General features: G+C 68.1%; 16 protein-coding genes and 1 pseudogene. 6 read left to right on the top strand and 11 right to left on the bottom strand.

Going from position 1 to position 17,814, the window contains the following annotated elements; genetic code table 11:
* Window positions 1-24 precede the first annotated feature (24 nt).
* From E4N62_RS23055 to E4N62_RS23030, 6 genes are read right to left on the bottom strand one after another with little or no spacing between them, the layout of a single operon-like run.
* Window positions 25-663, bottom strand: coding sequence for a histidine phosphatase family protein (locus E4N62_RS23055; protein WP_230217278.1), 639 nt, complete (start codon window positions 661-663; stop codon window positions 25-27).
* Between the two features lie 23 nt (window positions 664-686).
* The gene (locus E4N62_RS23050; RefSeq protein ID WP_230217277.1) at window positions 687-1,241 is read right to left on the bottom strand and encodes an FkbM family methyltransferase; all 555 of its coding nucleotides are present in this window, start codon (window positions 1,239-1,241) and stop codon (window positions 687-689) included.
* Window positions 1,193-2,788, bottom strand: a complete 1,596-nt coding sequence (locus tag E4N62_RS23045; protein WP_230217275.1) for a hypothetical protein — start codon at window positions 2,786-2,788, stop codon at window positions 1,193-1,195. Before E4N62_RS23045 ends, E4N62_RS23050 begins: the two co-directional genes overlap by 49 nt.
* Window positions 2,789-2,794: 6 nt before the next feature.
* Window positions 2,795-3,937 carry a glycosyltransferase family protein gene (locus tag E4N62_RS23040; protein ID WP_230217273.1) on the bottom strand — a complete coding sequence of 381 codons (1,143 nt, stop codon included), beginning with the start codon at window positions 3,935-3,937 and terminating at the stop codon, window positions 2,795-2,797.
* A 13-nt stretch (window positions 3,938-3,950) separates the two neighbouring features.
* Complete coding sequence (locus E4N62_RS23035) at window positions 3,951-5,267, bottom strand: N,N-dimethylformamidase beta subunit family domain-containing protein (protein WP_230217270.1); 1,317 nt, start codon at window positions 5,265-5,267, stop codon at window positions 3,951-3,953.
* Window positions 5,264-5,941, bottom strand: a complete 678-nt coding sequence (locus E4N62_RS23030; RefSeq protein WP_230217268.1) for a trans-aconitate 2-methyltransferase — start codon at window positions 5,939-5,941, stop codon at window positions 5,264-5,266. Before E4N62_RS23030 ends, E4N62_RS23035 begins: the two co-directional genes overlap by 4 nt.
* Window positions 5,942-6,609: 668 nt before the next feature.
* Here E4N62_RS23030 and E4N62_RS23025 point away from each other — a divergent pair.
* From E4N62_RS23025 to E4N62_RS23010, 4 genes are all read left to right on the top strand, one after another.
* On the top strand, window positions 6,610-7,773 hold the full coding sequence (locus E4N62_RS23025; RefSeq protein WP_230217266.1) for a helix-turn-helix transcriptional regulator: 1,164 nt from the start codon (window positions 6,610-6,612) through the stop codon (window positions 7,771-7,773).
* Between the two features lie 25 nt (window positions 7,774-7,798).
* Entirely contained in the window at window positions 7,799-8,518 is a 720-nt protein-coding gene (locus tag E4N62_RS23020; protein ID WP_230217264.1) for a 5-formyltetrahydrofolate cyclo-ligase, read from the top strand.
* 182 nt (window positions 8,519-8,700) lie between these two features.
* A complete protein-coding gene (locus E4N62_RS23015; protein WP_230217262.1) occupies window positions 8,701-9,633 on the top strand; it encodes a hypothetical protein in 933 nt (310 codons plus the stop codon).
* Between the two features lie 181 nt (window positions 9,634-9,814).
* Window positions 9,815-10,201 (top strand): hypothetical protein, encoded by a 387-nt coding sequence (locus E4N62_RS23010; protein ID WP_230217260.1) that lies wholly within the window; start codon window positions 9,815-9,817, stop codon window positions 10,199-10,201.
* A gap of 334 nt (window positions 10,202-10,535) precedes the next feature.
* On the opposite strand, the gene E4N62_RS23005 is transcribed toward E4N62_RS23010, so the two are convergent.
* The 5 genes and pseudogenes from E4N62_RS23005 to E4N62_RS22985 all read right to left on the bottom strand — a co-directional run bounded on the left by E4N62_RS23005 (window position 10,536) and on the right by E4N62_RS22985 (window position 16,524).
* On the bottom strand, window positions 10,536-10,928 hold the full coding sequence (locus E4N62_RS23005) for a hypothetical protein (RefSeq protein ID WP_230217259.1): 393 nt from the start codon (window positions 10,926-10,928) through the stop codon (window positions 10,536-10,538).
* A 207-nt stretch (window positions 10,929-11,135) separates the two neighbouring features.
* Window positions 11,136-12,862 (bottom strand): annotated as a pseudogene (locus tag E4N62_RS49570) (mobilization protein).
* Complete coding sequence (locus tag E4N62_RS22995; protein ID WP_230217255.1) at window positions 12,859-13,527, bottom strand: MobC family plasmid mobilization relaxosome protein; 669 nt, start codon at window positions 13,525-13,527, stop codon at window positions 12,859-12,861. Before E4N62_RS22995 ends, E4N62_RS49570 begins: the two are co-directional and overlap by 4 nt.
* A 124-nt stretch (window positions 13,528-13,651) precedes the next feature.
* Window positions 13,652-14,635 carry a DUF2637 domain-containing protein gene (locus E4N62_RS22990; protein ID WP_230217253.1) on the bottom strand — a complete coding sequence of 328 codons (984 nt, stop codon included), beginning with the start codon at window positions 14,633-14,635 and terminating at the stop codon, window positions 13,652-13,654.
* Between the two features lie 368 nt (window positions 14,636-15,003).
* The gene (locus E4N62_RS22985; protein ID WP_230217251.1) at window positions 15,004-16,524 is read right to left on the bottom strand and encodes a DnaB-like helicase N-terminal domain-containing protein; all 1,521 of its coding nucleotides are present in this window, start codon (window positions 16,522-16,524) and stop codon (window positions 15,004-15,006) included.
* 281 nt (window positions 16,525-16,805) lie between these two features.
* On the opposite strand from E4N62_RS22985, the gene E4N62_RS22980 reads away from it, so the two are divergent.
* On the top strand, window positions 16,806-17,345 hold the full coding sequence (locus E4N62_RS22980) for a helix-turn-helix transcriptional regulator (protein ID WP_230217249.1): 540 nt from the start codon (window positions 16,806-16,808) through the stop codon (window positions 17,343-17,345).
* 166 nt (window positions 17,346-17,511) lie between these two features.
* Window positions 17,512-17,808 carry an excisionase family DNA-binding protein gene (locus tag E4N62_RS22975; protein ID WP_230217247.1) on the top strand — a complete coding sequence of 99 codons (297 nt, stop codon included), beginning with the start codon at window positions 17,512-17,514 and terminating at the stop codon, window positions 17,806-17,808.
* Window positions 17,809-17,814: the final 6 nt, after the last annotated feature.

Here is a 17,814-nt window from a genome sequence, read left to right as displayed (position 1 = left end):
CTCTCACCCGTACCGCCCGCGCTCTCATCGGGCGGGGCGGGTGTTGAGGCGGCCGGACAATTCTGCGGCCGGCACGTTCGTCAGCCGGATTCGCGGGGCCCCGTCGTCGACCTCGACCCAGGTGACGCCGGCGGATCCAGGGACGTGATCCAGGTAGCGGTCGAAGCCGTTCCCCGTCAGACGCAGCAGGAGGCAGGCGATTCCTCCACCATGCCCGATGAGGACGGTGGTGCGGTGCGAACCTGCACAGACTTCCTCCCAGAGCTGCACGTAGCGGCTTTGGACGTCCTCGGACGACTCGCCGCCGGGCGTACGGAGCTGGTGGATCGGGACGCCTCGACGGGTGGCTTCGGCTGCTGCGAGCTCCCTGGGCCGGCCTCCGAGGCAGCCGCTGTTCTTGGCGGCAAGGCGCTCGTCCACTCGCACGTCGGCGGGAGTGAGCGGGGCGGTCAGCAGAGCGGCGGACTCACGGCAGCGGGACATCGGGCTGACGAGCATCTGGTCCACGGTGACGCCGGCTGCTGCGAGGGTGTCGCCGACCTTGCGGATGTCCTCGCTCCCACGCTTGCTGAGCCTGCCGCCGACAGCCTGGCCCTGGTGGATGCCCCGCAGGTTTTCCTCTGTCTCACCGTGCTTGATCAGGTAGATGTGCTTCGCGTGCATAGTGGGGTGTCCTCTTCTCCGGGTCAGTCCCAGTCGCGGACGTCGACGTAGGCGGATACCGCGTTGGCGACCTGGTCGTGGTCGGCCCGGCTCATGGCGGGGAAGCGGTCGTAGTGCCACTCGATGTAGAGGACGGAGATGAGATTGATCGTCCCGTCGCTGAGCAGCTTGCTGAGCACGGGATACTCGGCGCCCTCGATGTCCATCTTCACGACGACGTGATCATCCGCGGTGACCGTCCGGCGCAGCCAGGAACTGAAGTCGGTCGCCGGGACGGGGACCGGCGCGCTGTAGTCGATCTGCTGGTCGTACATCGGCGGCACGCGCTTGCCGGGCATCACGGTTGAGCTCTCGTGGTGGCCGAGGAACAGGTCGATCGTCCCGTCGTGGGTCCATGCCGCGCTGTGGAAGATCTCGACGCGCGGGGAGCGAGGGGCCTGCTCGACTTGCCGGTGGATGGAAGGGATCAGGTCCTTGTTGGGCTCGAACGCGTAGAAGTCGTGGTCCGGAAGCTCGTGAATGAAGCGGTTCAGCACGATTCCGAGGTTCGTGCCGCAGTCGATGAAGACTTTGCGCATGAGGTACTCCCGTGGTTTGCGCTGGGTGGCAGGAGGTCGATCGCCTGCACGGTGCGGTCGGTGAGCAGGAGGAAGTCGCCGGTGGCGGGGCGGTAACAGCGCTCCTCGTAGCGGATCGTGATGCGGCGGACCGGTTCCTCACCGCGAAAGGGAGGAAGGTCGCCCCATCGGTAGAGCTGGCCGCCAGGGGCCTTGAGGCGGCGCAGAGATCGAGGCAAGGGGCTCTTACGGGCACCGGCGTTGAGCTGGGTGAACATCCTGGTGAGGAAGGCGATGTGCTCACGCGCCTGTTGCTCGTCGGCCTGTACATGGCCGTACGTCTGCTTGAGCGCGCGCAGCTGATTCCGGTTGCCGTCCGCCTGGACGAGAAGATCGCGGAGTTCCCGGTCCCAGACGATGCCGAGGTGGCCATGGAGGAAGGGCTCGTCGGTGAGGAAGTAGCCCAGGACACGGCCGTACTCGCGCTCGTACGGGCACATGAAGTCGTTGTAGAGCCCGAGCGTCATCCCAGAGACGGTCTCCACCTGCCAATGGACGCGTGCCGTGAAGGGGGAGTCCCACCAGCCCAGGTGCCAGGGCTGCCACAGCAGGTCGGCGGTGCTGAGCAGAAGCATGGCGAGCGCGATCAGGGCGGTGGGCCAGCCGAAGACCGCGTCGTACTCCGCAGCGGGAAGCAGCGTGATCGTGATGGCGAGGGCGACGTTGGTGACGATGTTCTCCCAGAAGAGGATCCCGGAGGCGAGCGCCACGACAACGTTGAAGAGCGCGGTGGCCAACAGGGCCGCGATGAGCAGCCGGCGATCGAGGAACGCGATGAGGCCGGCAGCCTCGACGGCCATCGCGAGGAAGTTGACCGGACGATCGAGGACGCGCGCACGGCGCAGCACGCGCGACACGCTCTCGACCCGGAGGAAGCGAGCCCAGCCCCAGGAGTATGCGGAAGCCATGAGGTAGTGGGTGCGGTTGTGCCAGGCCCATGACCAGGGGTAGGGACCGAGACGGGCCTTGCTCCATGCTGGTTTGACATAGTGGGAGAGCGAGACGCAGCCGAGGACCATCAGCAGTGCCGCTGTGGAACACGTGGCACCAAAGAGCATCGCCACGAGGAACCAGGCCAGGTACGACTTGAGGAGACGCGTGGGCATCATCGCGTGGTGTTTCCAGCCGCGCAGCTTGCCGCAGTACACGGTCATCCACGGCAGCAGGGCCGCCGGCCACAGGCACGAGGCGGCTGCGAGGAGGAGCAGCAGCCGTTTGTCGCGGCGTTGAGGAGCGATGGGCTCTGTGACGTCGTAGTCGCTGGTCGCGCCCTGCCAGGTGAGCAAAACGATCACGGTGATGACGAACCAGCGCAGCGGGCCGGGCTCCGGTGATGGCCGAAACGCGGCCAGTACCGCGAGCGTAAGCGCGATGACCACGGCCAGCAGGACCCGGCGACGGCGAGCGAGGGCTCGTACCGCCGGAGAGACGGCGAAGCGATAGCAGGCCACGACGGCGGCCACTGACACGCCGACGTTCAGATGGGCGGGGAGCGAGGAAGTCGCCATGGCCGCCTACCGCGCGGATGGTGTGAGGGTCTGCTGACTGGCTACGGGCAGGGTCTCCAGATAGGAGGCGATCCGTTCCCGCGGATCGGCGAGGAGGTGCTCGTCCCGGTGGTGCACGACGTTGCTGCGCAGTTCCTGGCTTCGGTTGAGGAAGTTGAGCACCGCTCCGGGGGTGATCTGCGGTGCTGAAGTGCCCAGTCCGGCTTCGTGGATGACCTTGGCGCACCAGTGCTGGTCGTAGGTGGGCAGGGGAATCAGATGGACCGGTTTGCCGAGGACGAAGGCTTCGCTGATGAGGTTGAAGCCCGCGTTGGAGAAGACCCCCTCGGACCGTGCCATGTCGGCGATGAACGCCTCGCGGTCGAAGGTGCAGATCTCGATCCTGTCGCTGGCGTACTGGCGCAGGTTGCTGGTCTCTGCCGCCTGCGCGTAGATCCGCAGGTCGCGGTCCGGCACATGCTGGCGGAAGACGTCGGCGAGGGCCCGCACGGACTCTTCCGGACCGTGGTCGAAGTAGCGCGAGAAGTAGGCCGTGGCGAGGGGTTCAGTGGTGACCGGGGCGGAGCGGACCACGTCGGGGACGACGGGGGCGATCAACTCCAGCTTGTGGTCATCGGCGTCCAGCGGGACGAAGGAGCAGATGAAGGACCGGTCGACATGAGGCGCGAAGTAGCGCAGCCGCTGCTCGTCAGCGGTTCGGGCGTACCGGCCGACAGTGGGCAGGTCGAGGTGCCGGTATTTGCTCTGCTGGTCGACGGAGACCAGCGGCCTGCCGAAGTGGTAGGCCAGGCGCGGGGTGTTGGGCTCGTAGTCGGTGATGAACACGTCCGGGATGCCGGTGTCCCGAATGATTCGACGTAGACGCAGGTGTTTGGTGACGCCGGCGGGCACCTGCCAGATGTTGGCGCGTATGGCGTCGCTTGCGTGTATGCGGTCGTCTCGGGCCAGGAGCGTCGGCATCCATCCGTCCCATGCGGGAAAGCCGAGGTCGCGGAAGTACTCCACGCGCGAGGAGCCGTTGGTGATGATCCGCACCTGGTGACCGTGGTCGCGGAGGTACTGGGCGATCACGCTCTGCCTGACGGAGTGGCCCATGCCGATGCCGTTGACGCCGATGACCACGCTGAGCGGACGTGTATACCGAGACACGTTGATCCCTTCGTCAGGAGAGTCGAGTGATGACGTTGCGGGTGATGGAGGCGACCTGGGGGTCGGTGGCCAGCAGGCGAGCCCAGTCGGTGGTCGCGGCGGTGAAGACCGTGCCGGCCGCGGTGTAGAGGCCGAGAGTGGCCGCGCGAGGGCTGTTCGCCGGCTCCCTGGCGGCGAAGTTCCAGTCGGAGGGCAGCGGCGCGATGCCGAGGATCTCGAAGTCCTTCGGCGTCCCGTCCTGGCCTGTCGGGCCCGGCCGACCGGCTGCGTCGAGCTCGTACGCCGCCCCGTCGCATTCGTAGCCGATGAGAGCAGCCTCGCGTCCGAGGACGTCGCCGGTCCTCAACCCGGTGCCGGAGAAGATCCAGTGGTCCCCGTCCGTCACGGTGAATCCGAGCGGCGCACGAGGGCCTTCCCAGTGGCCACCGCCGTTGCGGTAGCTCACCCCGAGCAGGACGTTCTCGGGCTCCGACTCCCACCAGTGGTCCGGACAGCCGTACGAGCTGTCCGGATCGGTCCCTGTGGGGGCTCCGGGAGGAAACTTGGCGCAGCTCAGCCCCGCACCGTCGGGGGCGACGTCCACCCGCCACCAGCAGGTGTTGGCGCCGAAGTTGGCGATGTTGCCGCCGGCGTCGCGGAAGGCAGTGATGTTCCGGCGAGCGTCGGTGCTCCAGTACTCGTCATGTCCGGCGGAGACCAAGAGGCGGTATCCGTCGTTGAGGTGCCGGCCTTCGTGGAGATCCAGGTCGGTGCAGAAGTCGCTCTCTATCCGGTTCTCCTGCATCCATGCGATGAAGGGGGCGTCCCAGTGTGCGAACGTCTGCCGGGGAGACGTGGAGTCGTAAGGGTCGGGCAGCCCTTTGGCCGGGCCTCCGACACCACCTCCGGGGCGGCGCATGGTCACCTGAGAGGCGCTGTACAGGCTGCCGCCGCCTGCCGTGTTGTACGCCTGGTACGTGAAGGTCGGGATCTTGTAGAGGATCTTGCGGCCCGAGGGAGCGGCGGGTGTGACGACCAGCAGGATCCGTGCCTCGCGAGAATCCATCGGCGGTGTGCAGGAGTCCGGCTCCGTGCTCAGGACCGCGATGTAGACCCCGGAGCTCCAGCCGGGCGGTACGGGGAACTCGTACGCAGGCCACTGCCAGTCCCTGTCGAATGTGCCGGGATCGGCGGTGCGGCCCGGCCACTCGGTGTGCCCTGCGTGCTGAGGAGTCGCCCCCCAGCGGTAGAAGTCGATGCGGAACCGAGGGGCTGACGTGGCGATGTGCAGCCGGATCACCTCGCCGGCACGGACGCTTGGGCGAGCGGGGTAGCCATTGATACTGGTCATTCGCTCTCCCGGGGGCGTGCGATACCAGTGAGGTGATAGGCGTCGATCGGTTCGATGTGGGCTTCCCAGCCCAGGTCGTTCAGTCGCGATGTGAGACTGGGGGCGTCGTGCAGCACCTTCACGGTGAGGTGCTGGGATCCGTCAGAGAGGCGACGTCGCACGGTCGGTACCTGGGCCTCGGCGACCAGTTCTTCGACCTCGGCTTTCGCGACCGAGTCGTCGAGGAAGACAACGCAGCCACCAGGAGCCAGTGTCCATCTCAGCAGGGCCCAGAAAGCTTCCAGCTCCACGGGCGGAACATGGCTGAGCCAGAAGGCGAAGAAGACGGTGTCGTACTGGCGGCCCGGTTCCCAGCTGAAGATGTCCGCTTCAATGAAGTGAGTCGCCCTGCCTCGCATCCGGGCGCGTGCGATACGGAGCATCTCCGGTGCAGCGTCCAGCGCGGTCAGGCTGCGCGCGCGGTCGGCGAGCAGCTGGGTCCACTGTCCCGTTCCGCACGCGAACTCAAGGACGTCGCCGCTGATGGGCAGCTCATCGAGGACTTTCACGAGCTGAGGCATGGACATGCGTTCGTCGTATGCCCTGTCATACTCCGCGGCCCTTGCGCGGTAGTAGGCGATCTGGCGCTGAGACCAGTCCGATTGGTCCGAAAACTGCTCTGTCGTGTCGTGCAAGGTGGCCTCTCATTTCTTGGCGCGGTGTTGTCACGTGATCAGCCGCTTCGGGCAATGATGTGATCGAGATGCGGAAAGCGCGGTCCGATCTCAAGGGACAATGAGGATCCGAGGCGCCCGGACAATCACCGCTTCGGGGGCGTCCATGACACCGGCAGAGCAGGGCGGGGAGTATCACAAAGCAGTTGTCGTTGCTGGTCATCGGCTGGCGACCTGGCTTTTCAACATCTGCTAGATGGAGTTGGCGCGGCGGCCCAGAGATGGAACGAGGTCAGGGGCGCTTCCCACCTCTCAATCCGGTCCCCCAGCGAGGTGTGGATCTGGTGGTACCGGCTCAGCGCCTCACCGAGTGCTCCGCAACCCCTGCAGCGCCAACCTCGACGCGTCATGCGGAGCGCCGGGACCATCTGCCTGCCGTTCAGGCCCTGGGCCGGACGCGTAGCAAGATGGCGGCCTACTCGCTCAACTCGGCGAGCGGCGGAAACGAACGCGTCCTGCAGCATCGGTCATGGCCCTTCGGCGTGGGGAGTGCAGAACTCCACTCAACCGAGCCAACTCCCCTGCTCCCAGAGCAGAATTGATGCACTGGTGATGCATCCGTGTGGCATCAGCGGGCATGACCTGGGTGTCCTTCGTACGGGGTGGCTAGGAAATTGGGGGTCCGAGTCATGGCACGCAGACGGCAGCGCCTCGCCGAGCGACGCCAAGCCGTGGGCCTGACCCAGGAAGTACTCGCCGAGCGGCTGGGCGTGGACCGTTCTACGATCGTGCGTTGGGAGGCGGGAACGGCATCGCCACAGCCGTGGATGCGCCCACGTCTGGCGACTGAACTCAAGGTGACGGTCGACGAACTGGACGATCTGCTTACGCAGGAGTCAGAGCCGGGAGGCCCGGCAGCGGAAGCCCGGCTACGGGCTCTCGACCCCGCACAGACAGACCTGACCACAGTGGCGGAGCTGCGGAGCGAATTCGAGGAGCTCGCAGCACGGTACGACCGCACGCCGTCGGCCGGCCTCCTTGCCAAGGGCGGAGAACAACTCAGCCTGATCACCTTCATGGCGCAGAAGGCTCCTCGCGGACGAACAGAACGCGAGTTGCTTTCCCTCCAAGGCGACGCCTTCACGCTCATGGGGCAGCTCGTCTGGGACGCCTCACAGCGACGCGACCACGCCACGGCACGCGGCTACTACGACCAGAGTGTTGCGGTCGCCCGACGCCTGCGTGATCACGCTCTCGAAGGCCATGCCCTTCTGCGGATCTGCTATGTCGCGCTCTACGGAGCCCAAGACCCCCGGACGGGACTGGACCTCGCACTCCAGGCAGCGGCCACGGCCCGTTCGATCAGCCCGGCCTTGACTGGCATGGCGCTACTCCACGCCGGCGAAGCTCACGCCATGCTCGGAGAAGCACAGGACTGTGAGCGAGCACTCGACGCAGCCCAACGACATCTGGAGAGGTCCGACGGCGTGGATGCCGCAGCCGATCTCGTGTCCCCCGCCCAGTTCGGCCGCCTCGCCGGATCGTGCTACCTCTCCCTCGGGCAGCACCGACGCGCCCGGCAATTCCTGGAGAGAACGGCCGCGGAACTGCAAGATCGGCGAAAGTCTCGCGCGATCGTGCTGGGCAACCTTACGCTCGCCTATATTCGTCAACGCGAGGTCGACGCCGCGGTGATCACGCTCGCCGAGGCCATCACGGAACTGGAGGAGACCCGGGGCGGGGGAGGATTGAACGTCGTCTTCAGCGCCGCAAAGGAGCTGCGGCCCTGGCGGCAAGAGCCGATCGTCGCCGACGTCCATGACCGGCTGTTCGCGCTCATGGCAACGACGTAAAGCGTAAGGAGAACCTGTTGTGTCCGTGACTCACGATGACGCAAAAAGGCTTGTACGGACGCAGGTCTGGGATGCCCTCGACGCGGCCGGCGCGGTGCACGACGACACGGCTCACGGCCGCATACCCAACTTCAAAGGCTCCGAAGAAGCCGCTGCACGACTCGCCGGGCTTGAGGCTTGGAAGAACGCCACGGTCGTCAAGGCGGTGCCGGACAAGGCCCAACTCCCTGTTCGCGCACGCGCTTTGGAGGATGGCAAACTCCTCTACATGGCCGTTCCGAAGCTGGCCACGCTCAAGCCCTTTTACCTCCTCGACCCGGCTGTCCTGGAAGTACCACCGCATGAGGCCGCGAGCAGCCGCGTCGCGGCAACAATCGCACCGACGGTCGAAGTCGATGCCCTCCGTCCCGTCAGCGTCGTGGTCCTCGGCAGTGTGGCGGTCAACCGCACTGGCGTGCGGATCGGTAAGGGGGCCGGGTATTCCGACCTGGAGTTCGCGCTGCTCACCGAGGCTGGACTCGTCGGGCCCGAGACGCTCGTCGTCACCACCGTGCATTCCCTCCAGGTGATCGAAACCCTCATTCCATCCACGGCGCATGACGTGAACGTCGACGTGATCGTCACGCCCGACGAGGTCATCACGTGCAGTACGCCGCACCGGCCGCCGGGCATCCTTTGGGACCACCTTGAGGCGTCCAAGATCGCCGCGATTCCAGCCTTGCAGTCGAGGATCCAGGTGAACTGATCATGAGCCGCGTACTCCTACGGCAGGGCGGGAAGTGACTGCCCCGGTAGGCGAGCGGAGACAGGCCGTCAGCGCCAGCATCAGCGTCAAGCCGGCGGCCGTCACCAGGTCGTCATGGTGCGGTACTGCATTCCAGCACGCGTGCTGGAACCGGGTTGGCTCAGTTGATCGTTTCTCAACCTATGACGATGGTCGCCCGACTTCACGCCCAGGCTGAGCGAATTCCCCCTCGACGACGACTCTGGTCAGCCGGCGCGGCCGGCACCGCCTACTTCCTCTGCGGCATGGGCGCCGCCGTGCTCACAACGCCGCCAGTGTGGAAATCGACCTTCTTCGTCGGCTGGCTGGTCTTCTTGTTCGTCTTCGCAGTCCTGGGCACCGGCGTGACCGCTCACCTCGATCCGGACGCCAGACGCCGCTTGTTCACCTTGCGTAACGCCGCCTCGGCGGCCCTCTATCTAGGGCTGACCGTCGTCGCGGGAGGAGTGCTCAGCGTTGACCGTACGGGGGGAATGGTGCTCCTCGCCCTGGTGGCCATCACCAACTACTTCCTCACCGGACGGGGAGACGAGGAGCGCATCCCACTGACACGACTGCACGCCCGCATCACCAGAAAGGTCGCCTTCCGGATCATCGCCATCGTCTCGGCGACCATGGCTCTCGTCCTCTTCTTTTCCCTCAGCCGCCCGGAGCCCGACCAGCAGAACGCCAACTTCAGCTTCGCTATGGGCATGTTCCTCGCAGCAGGCGCCGCCTCCTTGAAGGTCCACTCTCGTGCGAGAAAGCTCTGCACACAGATCAACGCTCAAGCACGATCACTCATACAGGCACTGGATTCCCTGACCACCGCCACAGCCGACCAAGTGTCCTCCCACATGAACAGCGCCCGGCACGAATGGCATCAGCTGAGCCAGCTCCTGGAGAACCGCATCGAGACCGGACTTCCCCTCCATGGCACCGCACTTCTTCCGGCCTCGAACAGACGGCGTCTTGAGGGGCTGGTGAACATGGCCCTTGTCGACACCCCACAAGGCACGTTGTTCCTCTCGAAGGCTCGTACGGAGCTGCATCTGCTGGTCCAGGTATGCGCACGGCGAATCGATACGACACTCTGACCCGGTCCTGACGCAATCCAGTTCGCCGGAGGCAGACAGGGAAGATCCCGAAATGACTGGTGCTCTGCATCAGGGTCATGTCAACGTACAACGCCCTGTCGGGTACCACTTTCGAGCCCTTGGAGACGCCCCTGCACCCGCACCACCCCAACGATCCCTCCGCCCCGACCCACCGGACCGTGTGTACTGGGTCACTCCGCGCCATCTCGCCGGTGACGATGGTGTGCTTGCCGAGCGGATCGGCGACACCCTAATTGGCCTCGGCTGGCGGATGTGGCCCACCGCCCGCCACACCCTGCTGTATGTCAGCCAGGACGGGCTGCGGGGTGCCGAGTGGATTCTCGCGGCTTACCCGTTCGAGTTGGGCGGACGTACGTGCCCCGGGTGCGGTGCGTACCGGGACTGGATTGTCTTCTGCCTGCGCGACGACTCGGTATGGCTGCGTTGTCGGGCGGGCCACGAGACGAAGGAGCCCGGCCTGGACGCGGTCTGGTTCAACCGTAACTCCGGTCCCGTCGACCGGTTCCACCCCACTCTCGAAGAGGGCCTGCGCCACCTCGGCCATTGACCTCCCGAAAGCCCCGTTCCCCTTCGGACTGTCGGTGCCGGAGGGCCGACCTGGTCAGACCGTCCGTTTCGCAGGCCACAAAGGGGTTTCCTATGCGCGTTCACACCACGACCGTCCTCAGCCTCAGCGCCCTCGCTGTCCTGGCCCTGGCGGGCTGTACCCATGGCAGCGCTGCTTCCTCGGGCCCGAGGTCGTCCGCGACCGTCCCGGTGCAAGGAGGCGCTCGACAGAGCCCGTGCCGAGCGCTGTGCCGGAGTCCGCTGACGTACAAGAGCCGCTCTGCTCACGCGCCGACGGCGGCCCACAGGGTGGGCCGCCGTCGACGTATGGGCGGTCAGTTCTCGCTGTGCTCGGCGAGGTACTCCAGTGTGTCCTGCGCGGTGACGATCTTGACCAGGCGCTCGTACTCCGTGCGGTCCTCGTCGGTCATGATGGCGACGGCGTCGCTGACCACGGAGACCTTGGGGAGCCTGGCGAAGTACTTCATGAGCAACTCGACGAAGGCGTCCTTCATCGCGTCGAGTTCACGCTCCCATTCGTCCTCAAGCCGCATTTGAGCCTTCGCGGCGGCTATCTCTGCAGGTGTCATGGTGGAGAGCAGCTGGTGCTCGGCGGTGGTGAATGGACGTCCGTCGAGGTGGTAGCAGCGCGGCGGGTCCTCGTGACGGTCGAGGTCCAAGTCGGTGATGAGGAGGACGACTTCGGGGCGAACAGAGGAGGAGGGCATGGGCGGTTCCTTGTGTGGTTTCGGCAGTTCGGCTTGTGCTGGTGAGTGATTCGAGGGCGGGCCGGCAGGCGGCGCTCGGGGCATGGCGTGCCTTGTCTTGGTCGAAGGGGCGGGCTGAAGAGGGCGGAAAGGCTTCGTGCCAGGGCTGTTGGGTGGCCAGCGGTGGGAGTGCGACGCGCTCGGCCGCTGCTTGATGGGTGCTCGGGGTCACCGTGGCCGGTGCGGGCGGGATGACGGTGGCGCGGATGTCGGGGGTGTCGCGGCGGTGGCTCGCGCTGTGGACGGGACGTGGGCGATGCGGGGGCTGCGGGCTTGTGCGGCCCGTGTTTGGCGGCTGGGCACGTGCCGGTTGCCGAGGCGTTGGATGCGCCAGGTGAGGGTCCTGGCCGGGGACGTGGCGTCGTCCAGCGAGCGTCGCCCTGCTGCGTGGTGGAGGAGTTCGGCCGGGTCGTGCCCGGCTGCCTCGGCGGCGGCGAGGGTGGCGGCCAGGGACTCCCAGGCGGGTTCGGCGAGGATCTGCTCGGCGTAGGCCGGAACAGCGTCGCGGACGTGCTGGACGTACTGGCGGACGGTGTTGGCCGGAGGCTTGTGGGCGGCCATGGTGGCCAGGGGTGCGGGGGCTGTCTGGTCGTAGGCGGCCCTGAGGTGGAGCAGGGCTTGGCGGGCGGCGGCGACCTGCCGGTCGTGGTGCCGCAGCGCGTTGTGGCGCTGGACGGCGGTGACGACGAGGATGGCGGCGTCCAGGAGCATCGCCAGGCCGCTGCCGTCGGCGGGGTGGTGGCGCATTGCCTTGATTGCGCCGCGCAGTGCGCGGGCGTGCTGGTGGTCGACGCGGGCTCGGGTGTGGGCGGCGTGCTCGAAGGCGAGGGCGGCCCGGTGGAGTTCGGCCTTCAGGTGGGCGGGGGCGTAGAGGGGCAGGGCGTAGAGGGTTTCGCCGAGGGCGACCAGGTGGGCCTGCGTGACGTCGGCGGGGCTGTGGTCGATGTGGTGGCGGATGTGTTCGGTGGCCATGGCGGCCTGGTGCCACGGGTTGGGTCGGCGCCCGGCCGGTGAGGGTTCGATGGGGGGAGCTTCGGCGGCGGCGAGGCGCTGCCGTATCTGGGGAGGGAGAGGTCGGTGGCGAGGCTGGAGCCGGAGTAGAAGACGGGCTCGCTGTTGTCGTTGGTGTCGCCGGGCAGGGCGACCTTGTAGCCCTGCAGGTCGCCGGAGGGCAGCGTGCGGGTTTCGACCTGGAGGCCGGCGTCGGCGAGCAGGTTGAAGAACTCCTGAAGGTTTTCGGCGCGGGCGAGCGCCGTGCGGACGACGTGGCGGAGTTCTGCGCGTGTGTCCTTGCTGCGGCCGGTGCGCTTGGCCTTCTCCTGCTCGGCGCGGGTGGGGCGCTTGGCGGCCGGGGTGCGGGCGGCGGCCTGGCGTCCGCGGGGGACGCGGGTGAGGTCGAAGTCTTCCTCGATCGTCGTGAGTTCGGTCATGGCGCGGTGGTAGTCGTTCCAGTTGCGGGGCGGTCGCAGGTCCCCGCGCATCTTGGTGGCGACGATGTGGATGTGGTCGTCGGCGTGGCGCACCGCGATCCAGCGGCAGCCGTCCGGGTCGCCGGTGGGGGCGATGCCGGTCGCGTGCACGATGCGGCGCGCGATGTGTTCCCATTCGGCGTCGGTGAGGATGCGGTCATCGGGCGCCGCGCGCAGCGAGCAGTGCCACACGTGCCCGTCCGGGGCCTGGTCGCCGGCCTGTTTGACGCGCAGGTCGAGGGCCTTGACGAGCTGGTCCATCCGCTTCTCGTGGTCGGGGCTGCCTTCGGGGCCGGGGTCGGGTACGAAGCCGTCCCAGGAGGCGACGATGTGCTGGTCGCTGTGCACGGTGGCTTTGCCCCGGCCGAAGAGGTACCTCAGTACGCCGCGGGTGTTGCTGCCCGGTTTGACGATGTTCGCGATCACGCCCGGCTCGCCTTCTGCCCGGCGGCCCGGTGAGCGGCCTCGTCCACGGCCTTCACCGCGTCGCGGGCGGTGGCCAGGAGGCGTTCGGCCCGGTCTAGGACGGCGGTGTCCACAGGGTGGGGATCACCGCCGGAGTTGAGGCGGCGCGCTATCTGGTTGGCGTTGTTGCCGATCCGGGCGATCTCGGTGCGCAGGGCGGCGAATTCGTCGATGGCGTCGTCGTAGACGGTGCGCTGGTCGGGCAGGTGCGTCTCGCCGTTGACGAAGGCCATGACGACCGCGCCGACCAGGTGGGCGCCGGCGATGCCCATCGCCTTGGCCCTGGCCACGATCGCGGCCTTCTCGTCGTCGCTGTAACGGGCATCGACACGGGCCTCGCGACGGCCGTCGTCACAGCGTTCGCGGCGGCGCAGGACACGATAGAGCGCGGCTTCGTCGGTAGCGCGTACGGCAGCTGTCTGCTGCTCGGCAGCGACGTCTTCGCCCGCCCCCGACTCCTGCTCCGGCGCGCCCTCGCGCCGGAGCTGCTCCTCCGCGACCCCCGGCGCGGAGGGGTCCGCGTTGGACCGGCCGATGGACGGTCCAACGCCCTTGCTTGCTGCGCTGTTCAGGCCGGTGGTCATCTCCTGCTGGGGGGTGGCGAGTTCGCGGTGCGGATCGTGCATGGAACGGTTCTCCGTGGGTTGCTGGTGTCGGGTGCTTCGCTTCGCGCGGCCCTGCGTCCCCGTGCTTGTCTGCGCGGGGGCTCGGGGGAGCCGGAAAGGTGGGGCGAAGGTGCGTTTTGTGGGGTCAGGCGGAGCCGACGGGGGCAGTGTCGAGTTCCCTCTGCCGCTGGGAGACGGCTTCGTCGAGCCCGTCGAGAGGTTCGGTCTCGACGCCGTCGTACGCGGTGGGCTCGGCCTGGCTGGTGCGTTCGGCCTGCAGTTGGTCGCGCAGTGCGCGGGCGCGTTTCTGGCCGATTCGTAGTTCGCCGCGCAGGCGCTCGGCGGTGAGCCGGTCGTCGCTCCACTCGGCGGTCAGGAGTCGGGCCTCGTCGAGGATTTCGGCGTCGGTGCGGGTGCGGTCGACGGTCGACTTGGCGGTGGCGCGGACCCGACCGGTCGCCCGACGCGGGGCGGTTCCGGTCGACTCCACGGTGGCGGCCGACCGGGGCGGTCGGGTGGCGGGGGCCGACTCGTCGGCCTGGGTCGGCCTCGTCACGGATGCCTCGGCGACCTCCACGGGGGCCGACTCGGTCAGCTGCTCGGGGGCCGATTCGGCCTGGTCAGACCTCGACCGTGTGGCCTGCTCGTCGGCTTGCCGACTCTGCGACTGGGCAGAGGCTGCTTCGGCGGAGTCAGCCGACTCGGGGGTGTGGTGCAGCACCTTTGCCACGAGGTCCGACCCGAAGTAGATCGACCCGACCGGGAGCGAGGTCGCCAGCAGCACAAGGGCCCAGTTCGCAGGGTCCCAGTCGGCCAGTCGGCCCCACTGGACCGACTCGGTGTGCAGGGCCGGGATGAGGCCGTGCACGTAGTTCAGCAGGAGGCTGGCGATCGTGTAGGTCGCCAGGACCCGCAGCGCGAACTTCCGGTCGTTGCCGGTCAGCACGAGCGTGGCGACCAGCGCGAGGGCCATCAGCCCGTCGATGACGATCGGGTAGAGCAGGGCGGCGGTGGGGTCGGCGCCGATGGCGCGGGCCACGTCGGACAGCGCGTTCCACGAGACCCGGAAGGCCATGAGGACGACGGCCACCAGGCCGGCGACGAGGGTGATGCGTCCGTTGCGGTTCACGCGGCGACCTCCAGCGGGTGCGAGTGCTCGGCGGCCGGGGCGAGCGGGAGCAGGGCGATGCCGACGCGGCTGCCGCGTATGGCTGCCGGGGCTCGGGGCAGGGGAGTGCAAGGGCGTGGGCTCCGGGGGAGTGAGGCTTGCGGGGGTGGGGGTGAGCGGCGTTCACGGAGGGGCGTTCACGCGGGCCCCCTTCTAAAGGGGGGCCCGCGCGTGATCGCCTGGGCACGTGTACGGCGTGGACGCTCGCGTGATCGCTCTACCTGCGGTTTCGCGGTGAGCGTGCGCGCTGTGAACGGTTCACGGCGGGGTGCTCGCGTGAGGGCCGCGTGTACGGTCGCGTGATCGCTCCGCGTTGGCCGGCAGGGGGCTCAGCCGACGGCGGTGAGGTGGCGGGAGGAGGCGTAGTAGCGGGTCTGCTGCCCGCCTCCGGCTCCTCCGGCGGCGCCGTCGGCCCTGGTGGCCAGGCCGCTGTCGACCAGGCGGGCCAGGTGGCGCCGTGCCTTCTCGACGTCGGCGCGTTCGGGGTCGCCTCCACCGATGAGGACGGTCGCCAGGTCGCGGGCGGTCATGCCGCCTGGCGCGTTGCGCAGCAGGACGGCGGGGTCCTTGGTCGGGTCGACCGTGGTGGTGCCGCGCTTGTGGTCGTGGGTGACGTCCAGCGGGCCGACCTCACCGGTGGGGGTCTTGAGGTGGTGCAGGGTGACCGCCGGGTCGCCCGCCCGGCCGGTGACGAACAGGACGCTGCCCGCGCCGGCGGTGATCCAGGTGGAGCCGTAGACCTGGTCCAGGCTGGGGCGCTGGCCGCGTGGTGCGTCGGCGGTGGCCTTGCGCTGGTGGTGCAGCTCCAGGATCTCCACACCGCCTCGCAGGGCGCGCATGCGGGCGTTGTGGAAGGCGACAGCGAGGCTGTCGTCGACCATGGTGCTCACCGCGTCCTTGAGGCTGTCGATCACGATGGTGTCGGCCTGGTGGGCGGCGGCGAGGTCGGCGAGGAGGTCGGGCTCTTTGTCGAGGGTGGCGGGTAGTGGCCCTTCCCAGACGACGAGCCGCTCACGCAGGATCGCCTCGTCGGTGTCGAAGACGCGGCGGGCCATGGCCTTGGCGATCTGCTTGGGCCGGTCCATGGCCAGATAGAGCACCCGCCTGCTGGGGGCGACTGGCATCTCCAGGACCGTCTCCGACAGGCCGAGGCGGGCGAAGATCACCTGGTGGGCCAGAGTGGTCTTGCCGACACCGGGTGCGCCCACGATCATCAGGCTCTCGCCCGGCGCCCAGACGGTCTTGTCCCGGGTGCCCCACAGGGGCGCGGCGTCCGCGCCGGTCTCCTTGACGAAGGACCACCCATCGACGGCGAAGCGATTCAACCGGCCTTGGCCCGAGGCGAGTGCCCGCTCGCGCTCGGCCCGCATCTCCGCCTCGACCTCGCTGCGGATCGCCTCGGGGTCCGCGCCCGGCTCCTGGGCGCGCTGGACGGTGTGGATCGCGGAGGCGAGCAGACGGCGGAGGTTGGCCTTCTCGCGGATGATCTCCGCGTGGTGCTCCGCGCCACCGGTGCCGTAGTGCACGTCGGCGAGTTGATGCAGGTAGGGACGGCCACCGACGCGCTGCAGGTCCCCCTGCTGCTGGAGCAGCTCGGTCAGGACGATCGGGTCGGTCGGCCTGTCCTCGCGGTGCTGGGCGAGGAGCGCGCGCCAGATCGTCTCGTGCGCGGGCCGGTAGAAGGCGCCCTCGCCCAGGATGGGCCGGACCACGTCGATGACGTCGGATTTATGCATGCAGGCGCCGAGGACCGCGCGCTCGGCGTCCACGTTGTACGGAGGCTCCATCGGCGTGGCGCCCTCGTCGAAGCGGGATGGCATCTCGGACGGCAGGGTCGTACCCTGAGGCATAGAGCTCCTCACCCGGCAGGCCACTATGGGGCGGCAACCCCGGCCGGTACCGGTTTCGATCGTTCAGGGATGGATGGTTGTGCGGTGGAGCCTCTACCTCGGCCCCGGTGTTCGTAGCACCGGGGCCGCTCGCGTGTTCGGATCCGTCCACCGCTGTACGGCGGACTATGACCATAGCCCAGATTTTCGGAAGCGCAACGCCTTGCATTTCACTCCGCAATGATGTTTAGTTGTGGACGCTCGCCCCAGTGGGCCCGGTCGTCGCGTGAAGGGAGGTGCGGATGAGCGGCGAGGAAGGTACGGAGCGCGCCGGCCCAGGTCGTCCGATGCCGGAGGATCACGCCGCCGCACGCATCAAGCTGGAACGCGAGGTCCGTGGCTGGAGCACGGTGAAGCTCGCCGAGGAGATGGCCGCCGCCGGCCATCCGATCAACCAGTCGGCGATCTGGCGCATCGAGAGCGGCAAACCCCGTCGCAGGGTCAACCTCGACGAGGCGCTCGGCTTCTGCCAGGTCTTCGGCATCACCATGCAGGACCTGACCGGACCACCAGGAGAGCTGGCCACGCCCCGCATCCGCGAGCTCGCCCAGACGTACGTCCAGATGACGCTGGAGTACCGCCAACTGCGAGCGGCGATCGACCGGAACCAGATGCACCTGCACGAGATCCAAATGGAACTCGACGCCTACGGGGACAAGGGCCCCGAGCAGAGAGGACAGGTCGACGAACTCCTCCGACTCGAAGAACGAGCCGCGATGAGAAACCTGCACCCTTCGCAGGCACGCCGGCGAAACCAGGGGCAGCCACCCGCCGACGAGTAGCCGGCCATTGCCCCACCCACGGCGCTACGAACGCCGAGAACCCCCTCAGCGCGGCGCCCCAGGTGCCGCCGATCACCCAACCATCCATCCCTGAACGACGCCACCGGCCAGGCCGACGGGAGTTGCCGCTCCCGCGACGCCGCGATGCCGGCGGGAGGAGCCCCCATTGTCGCAGCCCGCCCTGCCCATATCCCAGATAGCCCAGCTCCTGGACGTCCCCGAAGACGCCCTGCGCACCCTGATGGCCGAGCGGCGAACTGCCGGCGACACAACCCTGGTCGCCCTCACCGTCGCCGAAGCCGCCCGCCGGATCGGCATCGGCCGCACCAAGCTGTACGAGTACGTCTCCTCCGGGGAGATACGTTCCGTCAAGATCGGTAGCCTGCGCCGCATACCCGCCGAGGCGGTCGGTGAGTTCCTAGCCCGTCGCTTTCGGGCCTCGGACTTCGACGCCGCGGCCTGAGGCGGG

This window comes from Streptomyces sp. MNU76, assembly GCF_020982545.1.
Classification (GTDB): Bacteria; Actinomycetota; Actinomycetes; order Streptomycetales; family Streptomycetaceae; genus Streptomyces.
The sequence above is the reverse complement of the archived record's forward strand: the minus strand, read 5'-3'. Positions and strand labels throughout refer to the sequence as shown.